Genomic DNA, 22,791 nt, shown 5'->3' on the forward strand with positions numbered 1-22,791 from the left:
TGCGGGTTCATCAAATAGCCCGGACGCCATTCGATCGAAAGCCCGGACCACGTCCACGCCGGAAAGCGCCAGGCAGCCCCCCCAACCGGTATTAAAAAATCCCGCCCGGCGGCCAGTTCGGATTATCGGTTTCATCCTCCCCCACGTCCGTATCGATACTGGCGGCGATGGCAGCCGGCACGTCGGTCTTGTCGAGCACGATCTCGACGACATAGTTCTGCGTCGGGTTGTCGCGGATCTGCGCCATTACCGAGGCCAGCTCGTCAAGGTTGCTGACCTTGTGGCCCTTGCCGCCGAACACCTCCGGCAGCTTGCTGAAATTCCAGGCCGGCAGTTCGTTGTACGGATAGACCGCATTCTGCAGCGGGTCCGGGTAGTCCTGCTTGCCGCTGTCACTGCGGAACGGGTTCGGGTTGACCAGTTTCTGCTCGATGCCGTAGATGCCGTTGGCGAGGACGAACACCACGGTGTTCTGACCGTAGGCATGGTGATCCGACACCGCCTGGCAGGTTTCGTGAAAGGCGCCGTCACCCACGACCACGACGGCGCGCTTGTCCGGGCAGGCGCATTTCACCCCGGTGGCGGCGGCCACCGAGTAGCCGATGGACAGCCAGGCCGCCTGGGCGACAAAGCCGCTTTGAGCCTTGATCGGTACACTTTGCGCGCCAATCAGCGGGAAGCCGGCGTCGACCACCAGCACGTCATCCCCGCTAAGCCAGGCCCCCAGTGCGTCGAAGAAATTGTCGTACGTCAGCGGAGGCGTGCTGTCCATCGCACCGGCCATCAGCTTGAATGGCAGCACCTGATTGACGCGCAGGCCCTTGAGGTGACGGCTGGCCCCGTGCTGCTCCAGGGCCTCGATCAGACGGTCGATATAGGCGCCCAGCTCCACCGCCGGGTAGAAGCCCGCGCCGGCGAACAGGCTGTCCTGGCAGGCCAGCAGCGTGCGGTCGCTGCGGATGTTCTGACTGCCGGTATCCTTGCCGATGGTGTTGGCGCCGATACCGAGCAGCACGCCGTCCGGGCCGATCAGGCTGTCGATCTCCTGCGTGCTCAGGGTATGGCAGCCCTCGAAATACGGATGCTGTTCCGACAGCACCGACTTGCTCCAGGCACTGGTGACGAAATGGATCGGCTGCTGGGCCGTGGCCAGGGTGCGGTTCAGCACCTCCATCAGCCGGCCGAAGCGGTCCTGCAGCCCGTAACGCTGCAGCTCGATACCCGCCCAGACGATGGCCTTGCGAGCACTGACCAGTTTGCTCAGGGTGGCCGCGACGGCGGCATCAACCTCGCTCACCGTCACGATATCGCCGCGCCCCGATTCAAGGCGACCGACAGGCCCGCGGCAGGGTGCGCGCCAGACATCCTCGCAGATTTCGAGATAGCCGGGCCGGTGCGCCGTCAGCATGGCAGTCAGTACCGAGTCAATCTGGTACGTCGCCTGCCTGGCATTGGTGATGCGCTCCGCCGCCGCGGTGATGGGACGGAACATGTTGATATCGACGAACTCGTAGCCCGTGGTGTGGGAATAGAGCAGCCCGGTGTTCTTTTCGAAACTGTCCTCCTTGTTGGTTGGCGCGCCATTGATCAGCAGCACCGGTACCTGTTCGACGTAGGAGCCAGCGATACAGTTGAGCATGCTGAAGGCGCCGACGCTGTAAGTCACGTAGGCGGCGGCGAACCCCGTCAACCGGCCGTAGGCGTCGGCGGCGTAACCGGCACAGAACTCGTTGGCATTGCCGCCAATGCGTATCGGCGAGTTGTCGTCCGCCAGAATGGTATCGAGCAGGGGTGCGGTGTAGTTGCCCGCGACCCCGAACATCTGCTTGAGACCCAGCTGCTCAAGCCGGAGCTTGAGGTACCGGGCGACCGTAATATCCGTATCCATGCCCGGCTCCTATTGCTTGACCATGGTGTTGATGGTGATGTGGGGCCAGGTGATCAGCGACTTCGGGTCGGTCTGACCGAACTTGAGGTGGAAGACGAGGTCGATGATCTGGGTGTACTGCAGCTGGTCGAATTCCTGCCCGGTTTGGGTATTGCGCACCTTCTCCAGCCAGAACACGGCCTGCATCCGGGTAGCGTTGGCATGGCGGACGACGAAGGGGATATTGTTAATGCCACCGGCCTGGGCGGAGTCCAGCAGCAGGGTCCGGGTCTCCAGAATCTCGAAGCCCGCCGCGGCCTGCATTTCCAGATCCTGGCGCAGAGTCGCGTTCGGATTGCTGACATTGATGCCCTCGCGCGGTACCAGGTAGGGGTCGAGGTAGCCCAGCGGTGCACCCTGGCCGATGTCCGGCGGCAGGCTGGAAATATTCGGAATCTGCGGTGCCCCCTTGTCAGTTATCGGCGGCTTGCTGAGCAGCATGATGGCATCGCCGTGGGGGATGGTACCGCTGCGCGCAACATTGAACTCGGGCAGCGGTTGCGTCTGGTTGTCGTTGTCGATGATCTCGGACAGGTTCATGAACATGCCGTTTTCAACGTGCAGCGCTTCCCCCGTGTCCTTGTTGGACACCCGCTGCTGATACTCCAACGCCGCGACGAACTGATCGACGCTGCCACCACGGTTGCGCGCCGGCGCGCCGGCATTGCGTACATCCAGGGTTTCAGCATAGGGCAGCACCAGCAGCTTGAAGTCCCCCGGGCTCGCCGGCGTCGAGCCCCGGGATGGCAGCGCGATGATGTTCCACCCCCTGTTGCCGAACCAGCTGCCCTCCAGATCGTTGAATAACTGCGTGGTGCTCTGGGCGGGTGTCAGGCTGTCGCAGGGCGCCTGTTCCAGCAGCGCCTGGCCCAGGTCATGTCGCAGGCGTTTGCTGGAGGCACCCCCCAGGCGCTGAAAGCCATTGGTATCGAATTTTTTCATGGCTCGCCGTCCTATTGCTGATCGAAGTAGCTGAGATTGACGCTGCCCACCCGGCACTCGGCATCGGCCGCCACGCCCCGGGGCTCAGAAGCCAGGGAAGCGCCAAGATCAAAGCCTGGGTCGATGTACTCCCTGATCAGCAGCGCCGCCCGCTTGCGGTACGCCTGCTTGATGGCACTGGACGGCGACTGGCCGGTTTGTTCTTGGTACACCTCACTGATGGGAGCCAGGCCGAAGGCCTTTTCCAGCACCAGGTTGGCCGAACGCAACGCCCCCTCGACCCAGCCCTGGTAATCGGAGAAGGCTTCGCCGCAGGTATAGATGTTTTCGATGGGCTCGCACAGGTACTGCATGACTTCCCGGTCGTCGGCCGCCACGGCCCACTGATGCACGCCGTAGCCGAATTCCTGGCTCGCGTCGACGTTGAAACGGGTGCTGCCATTCCAGATTCGGGCACTGGTGAGGATCGGCGTCGGCACATAGTGGGTGTTGAACAGCTCCTTGAAATAATAAGTCGCCCGTTCGACGATGGACTGCGAGGCCGCATACAGGGTTTGGGGGTTGCACTCGCTGAATTGCCGCTGCAGCGGTGAATCGAACAGCGCGCCATTGTTCTGCAGCGTCTGCCAGTAGTTGATATTGAGGTAGTCGCAGTAAATGGTCAGCGCGGCGGGCTTGTGGTAGCGGGACTGGTTGATATTCTGGAGCTTGTCCTCCACCTCGGGTGCTGGCGTATTGCCCTGGCTTTTCAGCCAGTCGCTGTATTCCAGCGCCGCGAAGCTCGCAGGATCGATGGCGTAGAAGGGATAGACCGAGCCCAGCGGCGAGTCGGAGAAGTTGGGACCAAACGCCACCTCGGGCTGGCCGCTGGTCTTGTTGCCCCACCAGGCCTTGTCATAGTAGAGGTTGATTTTGAGCAGCGGCTGGTTGGTGGCCGTCTGCAGGCTGTCCCAGAGTTTTTCGGACTCTTCGGCCGGCAGCTCGTTGAGCAGGTTGGAGCCGATAAAGAGCTTTTCCAGCGCCAGGCGCGGCAGGCCCAGCACCACCCTGTTGGCCGTCATTTCGCCGTAGCGGACCTGATTCTGTGCATCGATCGTCTGGTATTTCAGCCGATAGCCCTGCCCACCTTCCGCCCTGGCGATGCTCAGCAGCTGGGTCTTCAGATAGATACGCTCCTTGCCGATCCGCTCCACCAGCGCATTGGGCAGGGTGCTGAAACCGTTCTCCAGGGTACGGAACTGCGGATCAGCCGGAAACTCTTCCAGCAGCTGGTAGGCGACACCGGCGTTCATCTGGGACAGGAAGGTACCGTTGAAGCCCGCCGCGCGGTAGAGCATGGTGATGCACTCGCTGGAGTAACCCATATCGCTGAACAGGTTCCACAGGGTCCAGTCCTTCATCTTGATGCCGTTCCACTGGCAGTCCAGACGAAACCGCTGCCAGAATTCCGGCCCTCGCTGCTCCGGCCTTTCGCTGAAATCCGGATTGGCTTCCAGGATGCGGTTGAACACCGTGTTGATGATGGCCCCCGGGCTCATGCCCTGCTCGGCCGGCGCCAGGTTGTACAGCGCCGACCAGATAGCGCTGTCATCCTCGGCGGCGATGGCATTGTTGAAGCTGTGGCCACGAAACAGCAACCGGTTGTTGCCGCCGCTGTTCATCGGGAACGGGACCACCTGATCGTCGATATTCAGCAGCATGAACAGGCTCATCAGGTTGTCCATCTCGTCGAACGTGAAGCGCATCCCGCCCTCTTCCTCCTTGACCTGGACACCGTTGATATTCACCAGGTCGGAATCGAGCCGGCCCCCGGTGCGGTTGGACTTGTCGATAATAAAGACGTCGGCGCCGGGGTTGTCCTGCAAAATCCGCCAGGTACTGTAAAGACCGGCCATGCCAGCGCCGACCACCAGCGTATCGGTCTGGGTGGGCATCGGATTGCGGTGAAGGAGGTCGTGCAAGGTGAAATGGGCCATCAAGGAGACTCCCGATATTGTTATTGGATAAGCAGCTCAAAAAGGCACCAGGAGATCGAAAAAAGCCCCCGTACTTCCGGCGTACCCCCAGAGAATGACAGCGAAAGGCTGCACCCTTGCGGCATAACTGCCTTGTTACGGTGGCTTGCCGAAAATCAAATAAAATACAGCCTCGAAGACACCGGCATGATACGCACGATGAATCGACACTGTATTTTTCAGGCTGAGGAAACCGGCAGTGTACGGAACGATAAGACGGCCTCTCCCTGTGCCTGACATACCTGTATAGAAGCGATACCTGCAGAATTCAAACAATTGTTTATATTAAAAGGTTATAGGTGTACAAAGAGCAGCCGGCCCCGGAAAAATCAGGAAAAACCGCGTTATCGGAAATTTCAGATCCCTGCTGAATACGACCGCGATTTCAGTAATGGCGCAATGCTTGTGCAGGGTAATAGCTACTTTCGAGGTACCCAAGAGGGCACCTCGAAAAACCGTAACGAGCAGGCTTAGAGGCAAGGCGCACGGAGCGCAGGAACCGCAGTGTATGGGGTATACATGAGGATTCCGAGCACCGCGCAACGCAGCATATGAGTCGCGCAGTAGGTTTTTCGAGGTGCCCAAGAGTATCACAAGGCCGCCAGGCCCCACGGCAGCCGGGCCGCTGCACCCACCGTCCTGCGACAGGGATTCAAAGGAGAAAAAGGCATTTTAAATGAACCCTGCGGCAGGATGTTTATTATTAATCTGGCGAGGTAATACTTGAAACATGGATGTAGTGAATGCAGCTAATGCCGGAGCAGTAAAGCTGTCCATGCGTGAGCGGCATGACCGCCATGGATGCTGTAAATCCTGACTTTGCACGAGCAAATGTCAGGAACCGGACGTCCTGTACAAAACGGGAAAATAGGGAGGGAAGCTGTTTTCCCGCCAGGTTATTATCAGCAAGTACGCCGGTATTTTGCATTCACAGTATTTGGAGACTCAACAATGCAGCTCGAAGGTTCATGCCATTGCGGCAGTATCCATTTCAGCGTTTATTCCGCTCACCCCTACCCCTTCAACCAGTGTTACTGCTCCATCTGCCGGAAAACCGCAGGCGGTGGGGGTTACGCCATTAACCTGGGGGCAGACTACAACACGCTAAAAGTTGCAGGCCGGCAAGATATCAGCGTCTACCAGGCAAAAATCCGTGACCCCGAAACAGGCGAATGCAGGCAGAGTTCCGGGCAACGAAACTTTTGCAAGCACTGCGGCAGCGCGCTGTGGCTATGGGACCCGCGCTGGCCGGAGCTCGTGCATCCATTTGCCAGCGCAATTGACACCGACCTGCCGTTACCCCCACAGCATACGCACATGATGCTGGAGTCAAAGGCGAGCTGGGTGCCTGTCCACCAGGAGCCAGAGGACTCGCTATTTAACACGTACCCGCAGGAGTCGCTCGCCGCCTGGCACCAGCGCCTGGGGATTGAGGAACCAGAGACCTGAACGGTGCATGCAGAGGCGCCAGGATGTCCGCCTTGTACGTGAACCGGAGGACAGCAATAATCGATGCCCCCGACGGTACGCGGATACGTGATTACAATTTTTTGTTACGCAAGACGCAGGCTTGAATCGGGCCCGACACAGGCGATAGCCGGGCTCTAACTCAAGACTCGCGAGGGCCGCGCCGCTCAGGGCCCTGGTAGCACGCCTGCCCGATCAGCCAGGCCCTGGCCGCCAGCAAGCGGGTCTGTGCCGCGGACAGGTCGTCGCGCTCGAACGGCTGTGGCTGCTCAATCAGGTACCGTGCCAGATGGCCGCTCAGATGGGCGCAGCCCATGCTGGCACCGGAGGCGCCAAGACGGCCGTCCAGCGGCCGCACATGGGCGCCAAAATCGGCGAACTCGGTACCCAGGTGACTGATGTCCCCACGGCCGCAACGGGCGTCGCCGGTCATGCGAAACACGCCAGGATAAGCCGCAGGAAACACCGGATCGCCGCGTGCAGGGCTCGATGCACAAAGCAGTACACCTGCGCTCAGCGCACGCCGGCAGGCTTCATGCAGCACAGGGCGATCCTGGCGCAGTCCCAGGCTCAGGTTGATCACCGCCACCTGCTGTTCCAGCAGCCAGTCGATAGCGGCCGCCACCTGGTGCGCACTGGTGGACAAGCGCTCGTGGAACACCTGCGCCACCACAACACGGCTGGCCGGCGCCAGCGCCTGAATGATGTCCAGCACCATCGAGCCATGGCCGAGCCGGTCGGGCACCGCCTCGCTCTGCCACAGTTGCTGCTGCTCGATCACGAAACCGGCGCTGGCATCCACCCGCTCCAGCTGCGCATCACCACAGCCGCTATCGACAATGCCGACCCGCACCGGCTTAGTCATTGCCCGGCGCCTCGATAGCAACCTCGCCCGCTTCACGCAGCTGGCCGTCGGCCATCAGCAGCGTCAGGTCGGCACCGGCCAGGGTGCTGCGCCTATGACTGATCAGGATGCGGGTGCGACCGGCAAAGAGCCGGTCCACTGCGGCAATTACCTGTGCCTCGGTGGCCTCGTCAACCGCCGATGTGGCCTCATCCAGCACCAGCACCGCAGGTTGCTGCAACAGCGCCCGGGCTATGGCGATACGCTGGCGCTGGCCACCGGACAGCTGCTGACCGCGCTCGCCCATCAGGCTATGCATCCCCTCGGGCAGGGCGTCTACCAGGTCCCCGAGCTGTGCCTGCCGGGCGGCTTGCAGCACGGCGTCATCCGGAGCGCCGGGACAGGCATAGCGAATGTTGTCGGCGAGGCTGCCGCGAAACAGCGTGATATCCTGGCTGACCACCGCAATGGCACGCCGCAGCTCCACCAGGCTCAGCTGGCGGATATCGAGACCATCGAGGCTCAGCTGGCCGGCCTGCGGGTCGAAATGACGCTGCAGCAGGTCGATCAACGTCGACTTGCCCACGCCCGAGGCGCCACTGAGTGCCACCTTCTGCCCCGGCCGAATGTGACAACTCACCCCGTTCAGCACCGCCTGCTCGCGCCCGGGATAGGCAAAGGTCACGTCCTCAAGGCGTAGCTCGCCCCGCAGCCCTGCCGGCAACGGCACGGGCGTGGCGCTGGCATCCACATCCACCGGCGCCTGGCGCAGTTCGTTCACCCGTCCCAGGCTCACGCTCATGCGCTGGATGGCCACGTAGAGCCCCAGCAGGCTGTTCACAGGCCCCGTCGCCATGCCGAGGTACGTGGAAAACGCGATCAGGGAACCCAGCTGCCACTGGCCGTTGATCACCCACCAGCCCCCGATCAGAAAGGCCGCGGCGCGAGTCAGGGAAGTCAGGGTGCCGGGAATGGCATGGGTGAAGAATTCGGTGACCTGAAGCCTCAGCAGCCCCCCCAGGTAGTTGTCACTGTGCTGCTGCAAGCGGGCCCGCTCCGGCCCTTCCTGCCCCACCGACTGGATAAACTTCATCGCAGGCAGGGTTTCCACCAGAAAGCTCGACAGGTCCGCCGAGCGCTCACGCAACACCCGCACCCGCTGCTCCACCTTGCGCCGCATCCAGCGCAGCCAGAGGGTTTCCAGCGGGACCAGCACCAGCACCAGCAGCGACAATTCCCACGACAGGGTCAGCAGCAGCACCAGGGCACCGATAAGACCGATAACGCTGCTGACGGCGGAAAACAGGCTGTCGACGGCAAAGCGCTGGATCTCCGCCACATCGCCATCGATGCGCGACAGCAGGTCACCGATACGACGGCGGCCAAAAAAGGATGGAGACAGCTTCTGCAGGTGCGCGTACAGGTCCGCGCGCAGCGCGAACAGGATGCGTCCGGACAGCCTTGTGTGCAGGTAGCGGTTCAGGCCGCCGAGCGCCGTGCTAAATATGCCCACCAGGATCATGCCCAGGGCGATTTTTACCAGCGCCGGGTAATCGCCGGCCAGCAGGCCATCGTCGATCAGCAGCTTGGTCAGCCAGGGCTGCAGCAGCACCAGCAGGGTTGCCACAAAGGACAGCAGCAGCAGACCGCCAATGGCCCGGCGGTGCGGACGCACAAAGCCGTACAGCCACTGAAAACCAAGGCGCAGCACGTCCTTGTTATCGGCGTGGATGGCATTTACCAGCCAGTTCAGCATGGGCAGTCCTGATATCTAGGGGTTAAAAAAGCCAGCAGCCACTGGCGTCCGCCGTCAAAACGAAAAACGGGAGGCGACGCAATGCGCGGCCTCCCGTCTACTATACCCAAGCGTATGGAAATGTCAGTCCCGGATGTCAGCGATGGGCGGGGCCGAGGTGGTGATGTCACCGCTGAGCCGGATGGAACCGGTTTTCTCCAGGGTGTCGGAATCGTGGATCGAGATATCACTGCTGGTGCCGCCCACGTAGAGGGTTTTGCCGTCCGCTGAAATATTCAGGTTGTAGTAGGTGTGTTTCATATCCCGCACTGCGACGGTTTCATGCTTTCTCAGGTCGTGCTTGGACAGGGTATTGAAGCTGCCGTAGAGGATGTTGGAGTCCCGTGGGTCGGTGACGAAGTTGAAGACGACAAACTGGAACGGCACAGTTTCCATTCGCTCGACCTCCCCCGTCTTCAGGTTGACCCGGCTCATGCCCGACCACCACTGCGCCGTTTCCATGTTCATGGACTCGTCTTCGAACCTGGCGGTGCTGTAGGGCATCAGGTACTCGTTAGCCTGCTCACCCTGGGAGTGCATGGCGAAGGCATCGGGCGGCGCCCAGAGCGGCCCGCGATCCCCGCTGCGCTGCGCAGTAACCATCCGCACTTCACCCGTCTGGGTGTTGATGGCCGTCACAATTCCCCGCCGAGGATAACCTCACCGGTTGCGGTGGCCGCGATCTTGGTGATGCGACTCTCCACCGGGAAGCTGCGCACAGGCTTGGCCCCATGCCGTCGGCGATCTTGTAGACCGCCAGTTTCGGCTCGAGGATTTCAAACCGGTCCGCCAGCTGTCACACCGGGTTCTGCACGATATAGAGCTCGGTGCCATCGGTGCTGACAGTAATCGATTTCACCGACTTTACCCGGATGTTGCCCTCGGACTGCTCGGCGTGAAAGCTGATGTCGCTGTTTTGAATCGAAATGCCGTAGACATCTTCGGTCTTGTTGCTCAGCACATAGGCGGTTTTACCATCGGGTGCCAGTGCAATGGAACCGGAGCCGAAGGCACCGGGAATGTCGCAGCTGCGCTCCACGGTATTGGTCGCCATGTCGGTCACATGCAGATGACCGGGGCGGGTAATCGTCAGCAGGTATTCCTGATCGGCACTGGCTGGCACCGCCGACACCAGCGCCGCCAGACCCATCGGGGCGAGCAGGCTGGGTTTTAGTAGGGTATTCAATTTCACCTGGGCCGCTCTCCGTTACTCACCGTCCTCAAAGATACCGTCCAGCTTGCGCCAGTCCTTGTCTGCCTTCGTCACACCCTCACCCCATTCGGGGTAGGTGTTCATGGTGTCCGGTACCTGTGCCGGCCACCAGCAGGCATCGGCGCAACCGTAAAGGTCGGACTCCATCGGCTGACACAGCGACCCCAGGCCGCCAAAGGGGTCCAGCTCCCAGCCGGGATCGGTGGTTGCAGTGCAACCCACTACCGTCTGCATCGCCACAGCATCTTCAACGTCTTCCGTGCTCACCGCCTGGTTGATGAGATTGGCTTTTTTATTCAGTGACTTTAGATGTTTAATTATCAGGCACTCCTCCTCGGAGAGACGTAGGCCTCGAAGAACCCCGGGTTCCTGAGCATGATCCGCGAATAGATTTCCACACTGTAATCGATCCAGTCACGCAGCAGATCGCAGTAGTGGTAAGCCGGTCGAGACGGATCGCCATATCTGGCATAACTTTCGTGGTAGCAGCCTCCCGAACAGAGGTTGCGGATGCGGCAGGTTTCACAGCCGGTATTGCTGCGATCCAGGCGTTGCTCGACGAACTCGACCAGGCGCGGCTTGTCGATTCCGGTCTCGACATTGCCGAACAGCGGCATGTCGGAACCGGTGAAACGGTGGCAGAGGTTAAGCCCGCCGTCCTTGTCCACCGCCAGCAGGCCGACACGGGCACCGCAGGGCAGCAATTTCTTGTTGCCCTCGTACATCTCGGTGAGCATCTGGTGCATGTTGCCAAAACCGAAGTTCTCGCCCCGGGAGGCCGCCTCCAGGTACTTCAGCCCCAGGCGCTTCATGCCGGCGAACACCTCGATCTGCTCGTCAGCGGTGAGGTTGTATTCCTCGATATCCCCCGAGGTCACAGGCCCAAAGCCCACTTCGGCAAAGCCCAGCTCGTGGTAAATCAGCTGCTGGACGACCTGAACGCCCCCGCCGCCGCCAAAACCGAACTGCTGCACAAGCTGGCCGGCACCTGTGCAAATTTCGGTCTAGCGAGGCTGGCAGCACGCTGCCGCGCGCTGGAAAAGGTCGACACCCCGGTCGATGACAAACAGCTCGCGCAGTTGCGTGACCTCTACCGGCACAGCCTCGAGGCGCTGGGTTAGCGCACAGTAAAGGCGTTAGCCACGGGGCCTGTGCCTCGCTTGGTGCGCCACACCTGCGCGATCCCCGCCTGTTAGCGCGGCGCCTCGCCGCGCAGCCTTGCCGCACAGGAAAAGGTTTGGGCGCTGGATATATGCACCTTTGGGTGGCAGCGCCCTCCAGAAGTATCAAAACGCAAAAAGCCCGCACCAGTAAAGGGAAACCGGTGCGGACCTTTCAATTACTTCGGATCAGCACGCCCTAGCATTGTAGGTCCGGCGAGGGTCGGCTTTTTCGTGGCGCAGTCCGTGCCTGCTCGTAGGTGTGGGCGATCGGCAATACCTTGAAACCCTGCATTACCGGCCCATCAGTTGCAGGCCCATGGCGCGGCCCTGGCATCAAACCCCAGCGGCACGTTGACCACCGGGTGCTGCATATCGACCGCCTCGACGCTGCAACCGATATCGTTGGAGCGTTAGAGGGCCGGCTCGCACAACGACAGCACGCCCTCATCCATCGGCAAGTACCCCTGAAAGTCGCCGAGCCAGGCGATGTTCATGCCTTTTGTCTCTATATCCAGGGAACCGGCGAGCGGCGCCGGGCCCGATTCCAGAGTCAGCGGTACCCGGGGTCGAAACCGGCCATGGTGGAGAGCAGCTGGGCGATATCACGCGCACCCCTGGATTGGGCGGAAACCGATGACGCTGTTGTAGGCCGTCGGGTTGCGCAGCGAGCCCATCATGTCGCTGCCGCCAGCAATCAGTACCATCAAGGTAGCCAGTGCCGCCGCCCGCCGCCTGTTTAGGTTTCTAGTGCAAGACTCAGGTATTGGGATTCACACGGGTTTCCGAAACAGATATCGGCCGTGCCGCCTTCCAAGTCCATGATGATCGAAAATACGGTTGCCACCCTTCCGGCGATTCCGTCTCCCCCCGTCGGGTGCTGGCAGACACCTTCGGGATGCGAGTCATGACTGGCCAGCATGGTCTTAATATCGTCCCGGCCAACCGGGCCGGGACGCGTGAGGGCCCGGTTGATCGCACCGAGGCGAACATAACTGCTAGCCCCCATCACCTTCGGGGTATCGTCGCGCAGAAGCGCATGCCGAGTGTGCAACAGATGGTTGCTATGGAACAGGGCCCCGTCTACTGGCTCCAGCACCGCGACCTGGGTCGGCGTAGCCTCGAGTCCGAATGCCATGCCTTCACGGCTCGCGATCAGGTAATGCGCAGCACAGATATGCGGCTGTTTGACGATCTGGTCCATCGCCGCGCTGAGCCGGTCTTTTCTCAGCACTTCCCGCAGATGGAAATGAACTGGAATTCCGTCCGAACTGAAGCCGGCCGACAGAGCGTTCAGACAGACGCCGATACCGGCCGCATTGAACCCGACTTTGGCCAGAATGCCAGCCTCGGTCACGGTCAGGTAGGAACTCCCCTGCGCGGGCTTCACAGTCAGCACGACACAGGCACTACGCTGAGACTCCAGCCAGTCCCAGTTCTGGGCCAGCAGCAACGACGACTGGTCCGCTCGCGATGCGGTGATCGCGAGTGACGTGCAGCCATCCGCGACCTCCTTCCTCCCTAGCGAGAAGAGGATCTCGCTGCGGATATTCAGAGCGACGATATCGAGCAATTCCACCCCAGAGCCGGCGGCGATCCCGCGTATTTCCTGGCAGCACCCGGGTAGCAGCAGCTCAAGGCGGGCAAGTTCCCGGCTGGCGATCTCTCGGACATCGTTCCAGGAAAACCCGGCCAGATTTTCGAACATATAATCATAGGTCGCGAGACTAGCGGCGATTTCGTCACGACAGGCTTCACCGTGCTGAAAGCCAATTTCGTAATCGGTACCGCTTAAATAACAGTGTTTCATAATATCACCGCCTCCATCAGGCTTTGTTTTCCATGCGGCCCGAAGCCGATTCTGGCTGACCATTTTTCAGTTGCATCACAATGCCAAAGGCAATGGTGCCGAAGATACAGATGATGAGAATGATGACGCTGGACACCCCCAGCACCGTCATACCGACGGCCAGGCTAATAACCACCAGGCTGAGCAAGGGTTTCTTCATTGAAAACAGCATCGTCAGCGCACCGAAAACACTCGGCAAGATGTAGTCAAATGCCGAAATCACGCTCTCCGGCAGCCGCTCTATAATCATGGCGCCAGCCAAAGCAAAGACGAAGACAACAGCTAGATTGACGATTACCGAGACCGCGATGCCAATGGTAGATACCACATCGCCTTCGGGCGTCCCATGCTCGACGTTAAGCCGATGCTGCGTAATGGCCGACACAGGCAACCTGAGGTTGGAAATATTTCCAGCCAGCCATGACATATAGGTTCCACTTAGCCCCAGGATCGGAAAGTAGCTGATTGGCTCAACCAGCCAAGATACGACCATAATCGAACTTATTATGGCTACCGCCTTCAAAAGGCTCTCGACATCAGGGGTCAAACCATAAGAAAAAAATAGATAAGCCGCAGGCGCAAAGCTAAGAATAAGCGCGCAAAAAAGCGTGACTCGACCCCAAAACTTTATTGACCTTACAAATGCATCGTAATTCATAAAACCACCGGAATCCGTTATATAAGTGTACAAAACATGCCGACAAAAATAGCCACACCAAACGACCAGTCCGACACCCACGCCATTTTAAGTTTGTTGCCGATAAGATTGAGGACAAGCAGACAGAGCCCGCTGACCATATAGGCGACAGCATGGGTAACGCTTTTCGTCACTTGGGGTGCACTAAAGTAGGCGACGGCGCCAATCATTGCGCAGCCCGACAAAATAGGCAGAAGGTCGGCACGTCCCCGTACGACATAATTGCGAATATCGTTAAAACGATGTGCAAAGAGCATTACCACAAGAAGCCAACCTGTTGCACCTAGCGTGCATGTCCATACGATATTCACATAGGCATCGATCCCGAAGGACGCAGTGCCTATTTCCGTACCGACAGCCTTTGCCGCACTATCGGCCGCAAACAATTCGTAAGGGACAGACCCAATAACCGACAGTCGCATCCACGCGAAAGGAGCGCCCAGACTGACCATGAGCGAAAGCATCGCCAAACCGACCGCGCACGACGGGCCTATGGAGCTGATGGCCGCGATTTTCAGTCCGGTCCGAAGATCCGCACTTGCAAGCCCCAGCGTAACCGCAGTTTTGCGGGCCTTGACGATAAATATAGTCGCTTGAAATATAACCAGAATTACCACAAGGCTGCAGGCAGCCCACATGCCGCCGGAACCGGAAATTTCTTCGTAGTTCATACTATTCCCCCCCATGACCGAGAGTATATATTTTTATAGTTTGTTTTCATAAGGATCACACCGCTTTCAATTGACTTTCATTTAAATCGAGGAATACACTATCTCAGATTGATCAGCATCTGTAAAAAACACTTGTATCGCAGAGTGAAACATAAAAATGGACTACGCAAACAGATCGGTTCATCGGGCCATACAAATAATTGAACTTCTCAAGATAAACTCCCCACTTTCACTTGAGGAAATTCACATAATTCTGGACTTGCCAAAAGCAACTGTGTTCAGGCTGCTGACACAAATGGTAAGCGAGCAGTGGCTATATCGTTATCTGGCCGATGGACGATACAGTATCTTAAGTCCTATATTTTCCATCGACAAAATAACCTTGATTAAACTTGAAGTATCCAATGCGTCAAATAAAATACTCAAGTCATTATTTCAAAAAACAGCGGAGCCATCCGACTTAGCAGTCAATATAGAGGAGTTCTCTATCGTCGAAAGCAGTTTTGGCGAAACCAACTACCGCATGGCGTCAAAGGAGGTTATCGGCGTTATTCCAGAGGCAAAGCATTCATCGCTATCAAAAGCCTATATGGATATCGGCAGACAGGAGTTTCGCAATATTGCTTACTATCCGAGAACCAGCCAGCACTGGGAGCACCGATTCAACTGGAAATCCCCCTATAACGCCATCGCGGTACCGGTACGCTTCGAGGGAAGTACGATAGGTGCACTCAATATCGCTGTCATAGACGAAGAAGTGACACCGAGGCTCATTGCCGAACGCTACCTCGAAACGCTCGACCAGGCCTCCCGCGACATTGCGGCCGCGCTGGCGAAAGCACCTCGGACGGCGGCGTTCTTTCGCAACCAAGATCGAGCCTGAAGGTGTCGACGACCGGGTGGTTTGAGCGCCGGCAGCACCTTCGCGAAGGCCGGAAAGCCCGCACCAGCGAGAGGGAAACCGGTGCGGTCGCTTAGATGTTGCGGGCTCAGAAGGCCCGCGAGTAAACCAGGTAGAGGCGATTGGCGTCCTTGCGTTCCAGCCCCGCAGGGCCGACGACCTTGACGGTTCGGTCGACGCCGTCGATCACGCCGGTAGCCTGATGGTCAACCGCCCACCAGGTCAGCGACAGCCCCTTGAGTTCGTTCTGGAACGCGTAGCTCAGCAGGCTAGAGTACTCGTTGCGGCTGAAGTTGTCGTAGCCGCGTGCGTCGCTCGAGTGCGCCGCCTTCAGGGTCCAGCTAAGGCCCGGCACGCCGTATTCGGCGAAATTCACGCCCAGCGAGGCCGTCACCACCTGCTCGTCCTCCAGCGCATCACGCGACCAGCTGTTGCCGCTGGTTTCCCAGGTGCCGTGGTCGCTGGAGAAAAGCACCCGGTTCAAGTCGTCGTCGCGGGTCACCAGGTAGTTGAGCCCCAGGGTCAGGCCGCCGAAGCCGTAGCGAATACCGGCATCGTAGAACTTAGCGTCAAGGTCGCCGGGCGGCGCGTAGCCACCGAGGCCGCCGTACTCGAACAGGCTGCCGGCGTCCTGCTGGTCGCCCCAGATCAGGCTGAAGCTCAGCTTGTCGCCGTTCTCCAGCGCCAGACTGTAGGCGCCCTTGGCGTAGCGCTCCTTGATGTAGTCCACGGCCTCGAGCTCGGTCAGGTCCAGCACCAGACCGTTGCCGGCGTCGTAACGGGCGCCGTAGTACCGTACCGCGTCTATCTTCTCGCCACCGATGGTTTTCAGCGACTCGCCCCAGGTACCCTGGTTGCGCGGACTGTGCTTGTCGAACTCGGTGTAGTAGAGCCGCAGGCCGCCGACGTTGGCGTCGAGGTCGTAACCGACCGTGGTCGAGGGGAGGATCCGGGAGTTCGAGTCGTTGTACAGCAACTCGGAGCGGCGCTTCTTGCCTGCACCGAGGTTGAAGGTCACCTTGTCGTTGCCGAAGCGCGTGCCCAGGTAGGCGGTCTGGGTGGCGGCGGTACCGTTCGGATCGCTGATGTCGTTCCGGTTGGGCGGCAGGTTGGAGACGTCGGTGACATCGGCGCCGATATGGAGCTGATCGGCGGCGGCAAAGCCATAGTCGAGTTTGAGCCAGCCACCGATATAGCCGGTACTGTAATCGACCAGCGCGGCATGCACCCATTCGTCACGCTTGCTACCGGCGTACTGGCCGGTGCTGTCGTCAACGGACTCCGTCCAGTAGAAGTTCTTGTAGGTCAGCCGCAGTTCGTCTCCGTCAAGCAGAACCGAAGCGGATGCAGAAGGCGCAAGCGGCACCAGGCCGCCCAGCGCGAGGCCAAGCAGAGTCTTTTTCATTATTAGTTTCCAGTGGGAGGTTTTTCGTGTTTAGCGGCGGGCTGCCATCTTCTCCAGCCCTCGAATGGGAATCCCGGTCAGGCCAGCGACCGCCGCATCGTTCAGCGCCCCAGATAAGCCAGAGTCGCCGACACCATGGCACCGATGCCGGCGCGCAACGCGGTGTCGTGCCCCGGGTTGTAGTAGGGCGAGTGCGGCATCTCCAGGTGCGCCATTTTTGCCATCACGCCCTGCCCCGGCGTTTCGCGCCAGCGCTCCGGTGTCACCGCACCGACGAACCAGTACACGTAAGGGATATCGTCACCGCCGAAACCGCCAGCGGCGGCATTGCCGAAATACGGAAAGTCCTCGCTGCCGTTGACCCGCTGCATCTCGAACAGGCCATCGTCGCCGAAGAAGGCGGCGTGCGCCGTGCGAACCCGGTCCACGCTGGCCGGGTCGTTGACCAGTGTGATGGTCTCGCTCAACAGCCGGAACTCCGGCGGCTTCGGCGAGCGACCGGCGTCGCACTCGGCCTGCACTATGCGCCGGATAGACTCCAGAACCCGCGCGTGCAGCGCGTTGTCGAAGCTGCGCACGTTGATTTCGAGGTCGGCGCTGTGTGGAATGATATTGCCCTGGGTACCGGCGTGCAGCTTGCCGACGGTGACCACCACCGTCTCCTCGGGCGGCACCTCTCGCGAGACGATGGTCTGCAGCCGTGTCACCACATGCGCGGCGATCACCACGGGATCGACGGTGTTGGCGGGCATCGAGCCATGACCGCCGTCGCCGTGTATGGTGACGCCGATGGAGCTGGCCGCGGACATCGCCTGTCCGGCGATATGGCCGACGGTACCGGCCAGCGCCGGCATGTTGTGCTGGCCGAAGATGATATCGGGCCGTGCAAAGCGCTCGTAGAGCCCGTCGTCCAGCATCGCCCGGGCGCCGCCGAAAATCTCCTCGGCCGGCTGGCCGACCACCATCAGCGTGCCCCGCCAGCAATCCTGCATACCTGCCAGCACCGCCGCGGCGCCAACCAGGCAACTGCTGTGAAGGTCATGGCCGCAGGCGTGCATCACCGGCACCCGCTCGCCGTCGACGCCTTCGGCCGTGGCGCAGCTGGCGTAGTCGAGTCCGGTCTGCTCGAGGATCGGCAACGCATCCATGTCGCCGCGCAGCATCAGGGTCGGCCCCTCGCCGTTGCGCAGCAACGCCACCACACCGGTTCGGCCGACGCCGCGCGTGACCTCGAAACCGTGAGTCTCCAGCGCCTCGGCGAGCTTGCGACTGGTATTGAACTCCTGGAACGGCAACTCCGGATGCTGATGGAGGTCCCGGTAGAGAGCCCGAACGTCGGCCTCGACGCCATCGATGCCAAGATCGATGCGATCCCTGAACCGGGCCACTGTGCTGTCTGTCATGATGAAACTCCTGATTCGCTCTTTCGGTTGCCGGTTTAGATGGTGGCTCCACGGGGAGTCGACTTTTTCGGCGCGACCGCTTGCCACAGCGCAACGATCACCAAGTTGGCGAGCAGTCCCCAAACGCCGGGATGCCAGCCATACGGCGAGTCGAGCGCGAACTGGAACAGCAGGAACAGCAAGCTGCCCACCGCTGCACCCGCCATCACGCTCTGGCGCTTGAGACGTTCGAAAAAGAGTGCCCCCGCCACCATCGGAATCAGCTGTACGATCAGGCCGACGGCGCCCAGCAGGAGCAATACCAGCGAGGACGGATTCAGCAGCGCGATGACGTAGGCGAGCATCGATATGGCCACTACGCTCCAGCGCGTCACGCGGACGGCGGTAGCGTCACTGGCTCCGCGCATGAAGGTCGCGCCGAAAACGTCGCGCACGAGCACCACGCCGGCGGTATGTGCCAAGTTGGCACCAGTCGACATGGCCGCCGCCAAAGCGCCGGACAGCGTTAGCCCGATGATCCAGGGCGAGAAGTTAACGACATCCATCACTAGCTTCAGCAACACGGTATCTGGGCGTGCTAGCGGTGCATCGGCAAAGATCAGGATGCCTGCGAAGCCGATAAAGAGCAGCGGTATCAGCAGATAAGCGTAGAGCGGGTAGAGCACGCTTATGCGGCGCAGCGAGCGGCCACTATCGGCAGTGTAGAACTTCATGAACAAGTGCGGCCACATGGCGCCGCCGACAATGCTGACCAAGATGGCGGTGCTGAAGGCGCCCCACCCCATACCGGTCGCGCCGGGCATTGTCAGGTACTCCGGCAACTGTAGTTGAATCTTCGAGAACATCTCGCTGACCCCGCCGTAGAGACGTTCCGGGATGGCGAGCCCGAGGAACCAGGCGACCGCGACCATCATGATCCCCTGCATCAGGTTGGTCCAGCCAATCCCGCTAAGGCCGCTGCAAAAGACATAGGCGGTGGTCACGAGGAAAGCCAGCAGCGCGCCGAGCCAGAACGGCACCTGCCCGTCGGTCGCGGCTTCGAAAAGCAGACCGGCGCCGGCGATCTGAATGGTCAGGTAGGGTACCAGCGCCAGCACGCCAACCAGTCCGGCAAAAACGCCCAGCGGTCTGCTGTCGTAGTGATCGGCAAGCATATCGCCCTGTGTCAGATAGCCTTTACGGCGCCCAAGTTCCGCGACACGCGGCCCCAGAGTCCAAATTACGATCGGCGCCAGCGACAGGTAGGCGAGGATATAGAACGAAGGCGCACCGTGCTTGTAGGCCCAGCCGGGCGCACCGAGAAAGGCGAAGGCGGAAAAGATTTCAGCCCCCAGAATAAAGAAAAGTATCAGCACGCCGACGTGGCGCCCGCCGGCGGCGTAGCCTTCGAGGCTCGAAGCGCTCTGCGAGCGCGCCCGAATGCCCAGCCAGAGCACGGAGATCAGGTAGACCAGCGTGATGCCGGTGACGATTGACGAATCAGTCATTGCGGCCACCTCCGTGACGAACGACGTAGGCAACCCAGGTACCGACGAACAGCACACCCATCCAGAGGATGTACCAGAACATCAGAAACGGCATGCCAAGCACAGTGGGTTCGATGCGGTTTGCGATCAGCGCACCCGGCCAGATCATCGCCAGGATACAGACTGCGAAATGCAAACCAACCAGAATATGATAAGTCTTGCTCATGGGTCGGCTCCAAACTCGCGCACGGCGGACTTTCTGACGCCCTCTCCGGAAAGCTTGCGAGCGGTTCGCAAGGCAATCGCAGGAATCGGAGTCCGCCGGCGACAACGAGTCGTTATTATTGTTTACCGGTAGGGTCCGGCAGGCGTTATCCCCACTCAGCCCGGCCCTTCGCGCGGCTTTCGAACGACCCGGCTTAAGTGTGCTCTCACTATGAATCAACTTGATTCATCATAGAAATATATCTTTAATATCTCCTCGATACCTTTTTGGGATAGGCATGGATTTTCGACAACTTAAGTACTTCGTCGCCGTGGTGGAGGAAGGCTCGGTATCCGGCGCCAGTCGCCGGGTACTCGTCGCGCAGCCGGCGCTGACCCGCCAGATCAAACTGCTCGAGGGCACGCTGGATACGCAGCTCTTCAACCGCCATGCCCAGGGGATGCAGCTCACCGTCGCCGGGCAGGCGTTATATGAGGAAGCACAGGAGTTACTGGAACGACGCCAGCAGGTGATGGCGAGGGTTGCGTCTATAGGCAACGGCCTAAGCGGAAAATTGAGCCTCGGCATCACCGTGACCCACCTCTGGCTTCCGATGGTGTCAGGGCTGCTCGGCGCCTATCGCCAGCGCTATAGCGACGTCGCTTTCGAGGTGTTTCCGCTGCTGTCGGGCCCCCAGCTGGATCGACTGCAGCACGGCAAGCTCGACGCCGGCATCCTGTACCTCGGCGAGGAAGCGCCGGTGGGCCTGTCGACCAAGCTGCTGCACCGAGATCATCTGATACTGGCGGTCCCCGAGTTGTCGCCGCTGGCAACGTTCCCGCCGACGAAACTCGCCGAGCTGGTCGACGAGGCCTGCATCGGCGGATTCCGCAGTGCTTCCCCCATCTACCACGACCGCCTGCAGGCACATTTCCAGCGGTACGATTTTCGTCCGCGTCTGGTCCAGTACGGTGCCGACAATATCGCCATCCTCAGCATGGTGGCGGCGGGGCTCGGATTCACCATTCTGCCCGCCGCCGGCAGCAACACGATCATTCCCGGCGTGCGATTCGTACGAATGGAGGAGCTAGACGCCTGCGAAATGCCGCTCTGGTTCGCCTGGCGCAGTGAAAACGAATCGCCGACACTTGCCAATATGGTGGCGCTAGTCGAGGAATCGCTCGCTTGAAAATTTCAGGTGCGGCTTCAGCCACGGGCAGGGCCGGAACCGACGATGGGAATTTTCGACGAAAGACGCGCCTACAGCCGACCCGACAGCCTCAGACCTTGAAGCCGCCGCAGCGCTTGGAAAAGGCCGGTGACGACTCCGGCAGCCGGCCGTCGACGGTGTCTCCAGAGTGTCGCTAATTGTAGGGTTCCGAATCGGCGCAGACCAGGCTATAGAGAGGTTCCATGTGCTTTACCGGGATCGATACTGTGCCGATGACCCTGCGGGGCTCACGCCTGCCAGATGCCAGACAACGCAAAAACGGCCGCACCCGAGAGTGCGACCGTTTGAGAGGAGGTGCCGCCGGTACTGGCTGTACCGGCGGCCAAGCAGGCGTTAGTCCTGCTTGACGCGCGGACGGTTGCTGCGCTGTTCGGCATCAGGTGCCGGTGCCTTCTGCAGCTGGAAGTCGAAATCCAGCTCGGCAAAGGGGCCTTCAATGCCCCGGTCCTTGGCAGCGGAAGCATCGTCGATAAAACGGATATCGCCCACCAGGCCATCGCGGGTGGCATAGGCGAAGTCGTCCCACAGGAACTTGTCGCCGGCCAGGTTGATCTGGGTGGTCAGGTGACGGTGCCCCTTGGCGGACACGAAAAAGTGGATATGCGCCGGGCGCTGGCCGTGACGGCCAAGCTGGTTCAGCACTTCCTGGGTCGTGCCATCCGGCGGGCAGCCGTAACCCGAGGGCACGATGCTGCGTACACGGTAGCGACCCTGGGCGTCGGTGACGATGCGACGGCGCAGGTTGTAGTCGGACTGGGTCGAGTCGAAGTAGGAGTAGGTGCCATTGGAATTGGCGTGCCAGATATCGACCACGGCACCGGCCACGGGCGCGCCATCGGTATCCAGAATGCGACCCTGCACGAACATCACCTTGCCCGGGTCCGTACCGTCATCCATGCGGGCTTCACCCTCGGACAGCGGCGCGCCGGCCACGTACAGCGGGCCTTCGATGGTGCGCGGCGTGCCGCCGGTGTGTCCGGCTGCCTCGTCCTGGGCATCCAGCAGCAGATCGAAGTAGTGCTCCAGACCCAGGCCCGGTACCAGCAGGCCGGCTTCGCTGCGACTGCCCATGCGGTTGAGGTAATCGACACCTTTCCAGAATTCGTCCTGGGTGACTTCCAGGTCTTCAATGATCTTGGCGGCATCATTGATGATGCGCAGGATCAGCTGCTTCATGCGCGGGTTGCCCTGGTCATTGTTGAGGCCTGCGGCCTTGTTGAACAGGTCCTGCACTTGTTCGGTGTGAGCCAGCTTAATAGTCATGTTCTCTTCCTCACTTCTTATTTATGTCGGCGAATCAACGGTCATCAGCATGGATGGACGAAGCGTGACGGCACAACGCATCGACCTCGATATCCATATAGGGAAACAACGGCAGCTGCATCAGGATGTCGTGCAGTTCCTGGGTACTGTCGACATCAAACAGGCTGTAGTTGGCGTACTGCCCGGCAATGCGCCAGAGGTGGCGCCATTTGCCTTCGTGCTGCAGGCGCTGCGCCAGGGCCTTTTCTTCTGCCTTGATCTGTTCGGCCCGGGCAGGGTCCATGTCCAGGGGGATATTGACGGTCATTTTTACGTGAAACAGCATTGCAGCAGCTCC

The 22,791-nt window shown here is 60.3% G+C and carries 23 protein-coding genes; 4 read left to right on the plus strand and 19 right to left on the minus strand.

Annotation, left to right across the window (positions count from 1 at the left end):
- Positions 1-91 precede the first annotated feature (91 nt).
- Genes KDW95_RS07360 through KDW95_RS07370 form a run of 3 tightly spaced genes read right to left on the minus strand, consistent with a single transcriptional unit; the run spans position 92 to position 4,845 of the window.
- Positions 92-1,888, minus strand: a complete 1,797-nt coding sequence (locus tag KDW95_RS07360; protein ID WP_255855638.1) for an alpha-keto acid decarboxylase family protein — start codon at positions 1,886-1,888, stop codon at positions 92-94.
- Between the two features lie 9 nt (positions 1,889-1,897).
- Positions 1,898-2,869: a heme-binding protein gene (locus KDW95_RS07365; protein ID WP_255855639.1), complete on the minus strand. Its 972-nt coding sequence runs from the start codon at positions 2,867-2,869 to the stop codon at positions 1,898-1,900.
- 11 nt (positions 2,870-2,880) lie between these two features.
- On the minus strand, positions 2,881-4,845 hold the full coding sequence (locus KDW95_RS07370) for an FAD-dependent oxidoreductase (protein WP_255855640.1): 1,965 nt from the start codon (positions 4,843-4,845) through the stop codon (positions 2,881-2,883).
- 990 nt (positions 4,846-5,835) lie between these two features.
- Between KDW95_RS07370 and KDW95_RS07375 the strand changes: the two genes are divergently transcribed.
- Entirely contained in the window at positions 5,836-6,333 is a 498-nt protein-coding gene (locus KDW95_RS07375; protein ID WP_255855641.1) for a GFA family protein, read from the plus strand.
- A gap of 160 nt (positions 6,334-6,493) precedes the next feature.
- Here KDW95_RS07375 and qhpE read toward each other — a convergent pair whose 3' ends face one another.
- The 6 genes from qhpE to KDW95_RS07405 form a co-directional block, all read right to left on the minus strand.
- Positions 6,494-7,216: a subtilisin-like serine protease QhpE gene (qhpE, locus tag KDW95_RS07380; RefSeq protein WP_255855642.1), complete on the minus strand. Its 723-nt coding sequence runs from the start codon at positions 7,214-7,216 to the stop codon at positions 6,494-6,496.
- Positions 7,209-8,951 (minus strand): ABC transporter ATP-binding protein, encoded by a 1,743-nt coding sequence (locus tag KDW95_RS07385; protein ID WP_255855643.1) that lies wholly within the window; start codon positions 8,949-8,951, stop codon positions 7,209-7,211. The genes qhpE and KDW95_RS07385 overlap by 8 nt, the downstream gene beginning before the upstream one ends.
- A gap of 123 nt (positions 8,952-9,074) precedes the next feature.
- Positions 9,075-9,629: a hypothetical protein gene (locus KDW95_RS07390; protein ID WP_255855644.1), complete on the minus strand. Its 555-nt coding sequence runs from the start codon at positions 9,627-9,629 to the stop codon at positions 9,075-9,077.
- Between the two features lie 157 nt (positions 9,630-9,786).
- Entirely contained in the window at positions 9,787-10,182 is a 396-nt protein-coding gene (locus tag KDW95_RS07395) for a hypothetical protein (protein ID WP_255855645.1), read from the minus strand.
- A gap of 15 nt (positions 10,183-10,197) precedes the next feature.
- Positions 10,198-10,470, minus strand: a complete 273-nt coding sequence (gene qhpC, locus KDW95_RS07400; protein WP_370646677.1) for a quinohemoprotein amine dehydrogenase subunit gamma — start codon at positions 10,468-10,470, stop codon at positions 10,198-10,200.
- 53 nt (positions 10,471-10,523) lie between these two features.
- Positions 10,524-11,177 (minus strand): SPASM domain-containing protein, encoded by a 654-nt coding sequence (locus KDW95_RS07405; RefSeq protein ID WP_255855646.1) that lies wholly within the window; start codon positions 11,175-11,177, stop codon positions 10,524-10,526.
- Here KDW95_RS07405 and KDW95_RS23595 point away from each other — a divergent pair.
- Complete coding sequence (locus KDW95_RS23595) at positions 11,115-11,324, plus strand: Hpt domain-containing protein (RefSeq protein ID WP_370646678.1); 210 nt, start codon at positions 11,115-11,117, stop codon at positions 11,322-11,324. The two genes, KDW95_RS07405 and KDW95_RS23595, sit on opposite strands and share 63 nt — an antisense overlap.
- Positions 11,325-11,968: 644 nt before the next feature.
- Here KDW95_RS23595 and KDW95_RS07410 read toward each other — a convergent pair.
- The 4 genes from KDW95_RS07410 to KDW95_RS07425 are packed head-to-tail and all read right to left on the minus strand — an operon-like array spanning position 11,969 to position 14,580.
- The gene (locus tag KDW95_RS07410; protein WP_255855647.1) at positions 11,969-12,070 is read right to left on the minus strand and encodes an amidase family protein; all 102 of its coding nucleotides are present in this window, start codon (positions 12,068-12,070) and stop codon (positions 11,969-11,971) included.
- 32 nt (positions 12,071-12,102) lie between these two features.
- The gene (locus KDW95_RS07415; RefSeq protein WP_255855648.1) at positions 12,103-13,173 is read right to left on the minus strand and encodes a C45 family autoproteolytic acyltransferase/hydolase; all 1,071 of its coding nucleotides are present in this window, start codon (positions 13,171-13,173) and stop codon (positions 12,103-12,105) included.
- Between the two features lie 16 nt (positions 13,174-13,189).
- Entirely contained in the window at positions 13,190-13,870 is a 681-nt protein-coding gene (locus KDW95_RS07420) for a hypothetical protein (protein WP_255855649.1), read from the minus strand.
- A gap of 17 nt (positions 13,871-13,887) precedes the next feature.
- The gene (locus KDW95_RS07425; RefSeq protein ID WP_255855650.1) at positions 13,888-14,580 is read right to left on the minus strand and encodes a DUF5058 family protein; all 693 of its coding nucleotides are present in this window, start codon (positions 14,578-14,580) and stop codon (positions 13,888-13,890) included.
- Between the two features lie 157 nt (positions 14,581-14,737).
- Here KDW95_RS07425 and KDW95_RS07430 point away from each other — a divergent pair, with 157 nt between their 5' ends.
- Complete coding sequence (locus KDW95_RS07430; RefSeq protein ID WP_255855651.1) at positions 14,738-15,463, plus strand: helix-turn-helix domain-containing protein; 726 nt, start codon at positions 14,738-14,740, stop codon at positions 15,461-15,463.
- A 106-nt stretch (positions 15,464-15,569) separates the two neighbouring features.
- Here KDW95_RS07430 and KDW95_RS07435 read toward each other — a convergent pair whose 3' ends face one another.
- From KDW95_RS07435 to KDW95_RS07450, 4 genes are all read right to left on the minus strand, one after another.
- On the minus strand, positions 15,570-16,886 hold the full coding sequence (locus KDW95_RS07435; protein ID WP_255855652.1) for an OprD family outer membrane porin: 1,317 nt from the start codon (positions 16,884-16,886) through the stop codon (positions 15,570-15,572).
- Between the two features lie 101 nt (positions 16,887-16,987).
- Complete coding sequence (locus KDW95_RS07440; RefSeq protein ID WP_255855653.1) at positions 16,988-18,289, minus strand: amidohydrolase; 1,302 nt, start codon at positions 18,287-18,289, stop codon at positions 16,988-16,990.
- Positions 18,290-18,324: 35 nt separating this feature from the next.
- Positions 18,325-19,776, minus strand: coding sequence for a sodium:solute symporter family protein (locus tag KDW95_RS07445; RefSeq protein WP_255855654.1), 1,452 nt, complete (start codon positions 19,774-19,776; stop codon positions 18,325-18,327).
- A complete protein-coding gene (locus KDW95_RS07450) occupies positions 19,769-19,981 on the minus strand; it encodes a DUF3311 domain-containing protein (RefSeq protein WP_255855655.1) in 213 nt (70 codons plus the stop codon). Before KDW95_RS07450 ends, KDW95_RS07445 begins: the two co-directional genes overlap by 8 nt.
- Before the next feature lie 277 nt (positions 19,982-20,258).
- On the opposite strand from KDW95_RS07450, the gene KDW95_RS07455 reads away from it, so the two are divergent.
- Entirely contained in the window at positions 20,259-21,149 is an 891-nt protein-coding gene (locus KDW95_RS07455) for a LysR family transcriptional regulator (RefSeq protein ID WP_255855656.1), read from the plus strand.
- 375 nt (positions 21,150-21,524) lie between these two features.
- On the opposite strand, the gene catA is transcribed toward KDW95_RS07455, so the two are convergent.
- Together catA and catC are read right to left on the minus strand one after the other, a co-directional pair.
- Positions 21,525-22,454, minus strand: a complete 930-nt coding sequence (catA, locus tag KDW95_RS07460; protein ID WP_255855657.1) for a catechol 1,2-dioxygenase — start codon at positions 22,452-22,454, stop codon at positions 21,525-21,527.
- Between the two features lie 34 nt (positions 22,455-22,488).
- The gene (gene catC, locus KDW95_RS07465; RefSeq protein ID WP_255855658.1) at positions 22,489-22,779 is read right to left on the minus strand and encodes a muconolactone Delta-isomerase; all 291 of its coding nucleotides are present in this window, start codon (positions 22,777-22,779) and stop codon (positions 22,489-22,491) included.
- Positions 22,780-22,791: the final 12 nt, after the last annotated feature.

This window comes from Marinobacterium rhizophilum (genome assembly GCF_024397915.1).
GTDB classification, from domain to species: Bacteria; Pseudomonadota; Gammaproteobacteria; order Pseudomonadales; family Balneatricaceae; genus Marinobacterium_A; species Marinobacterium_A rhizophilum_A.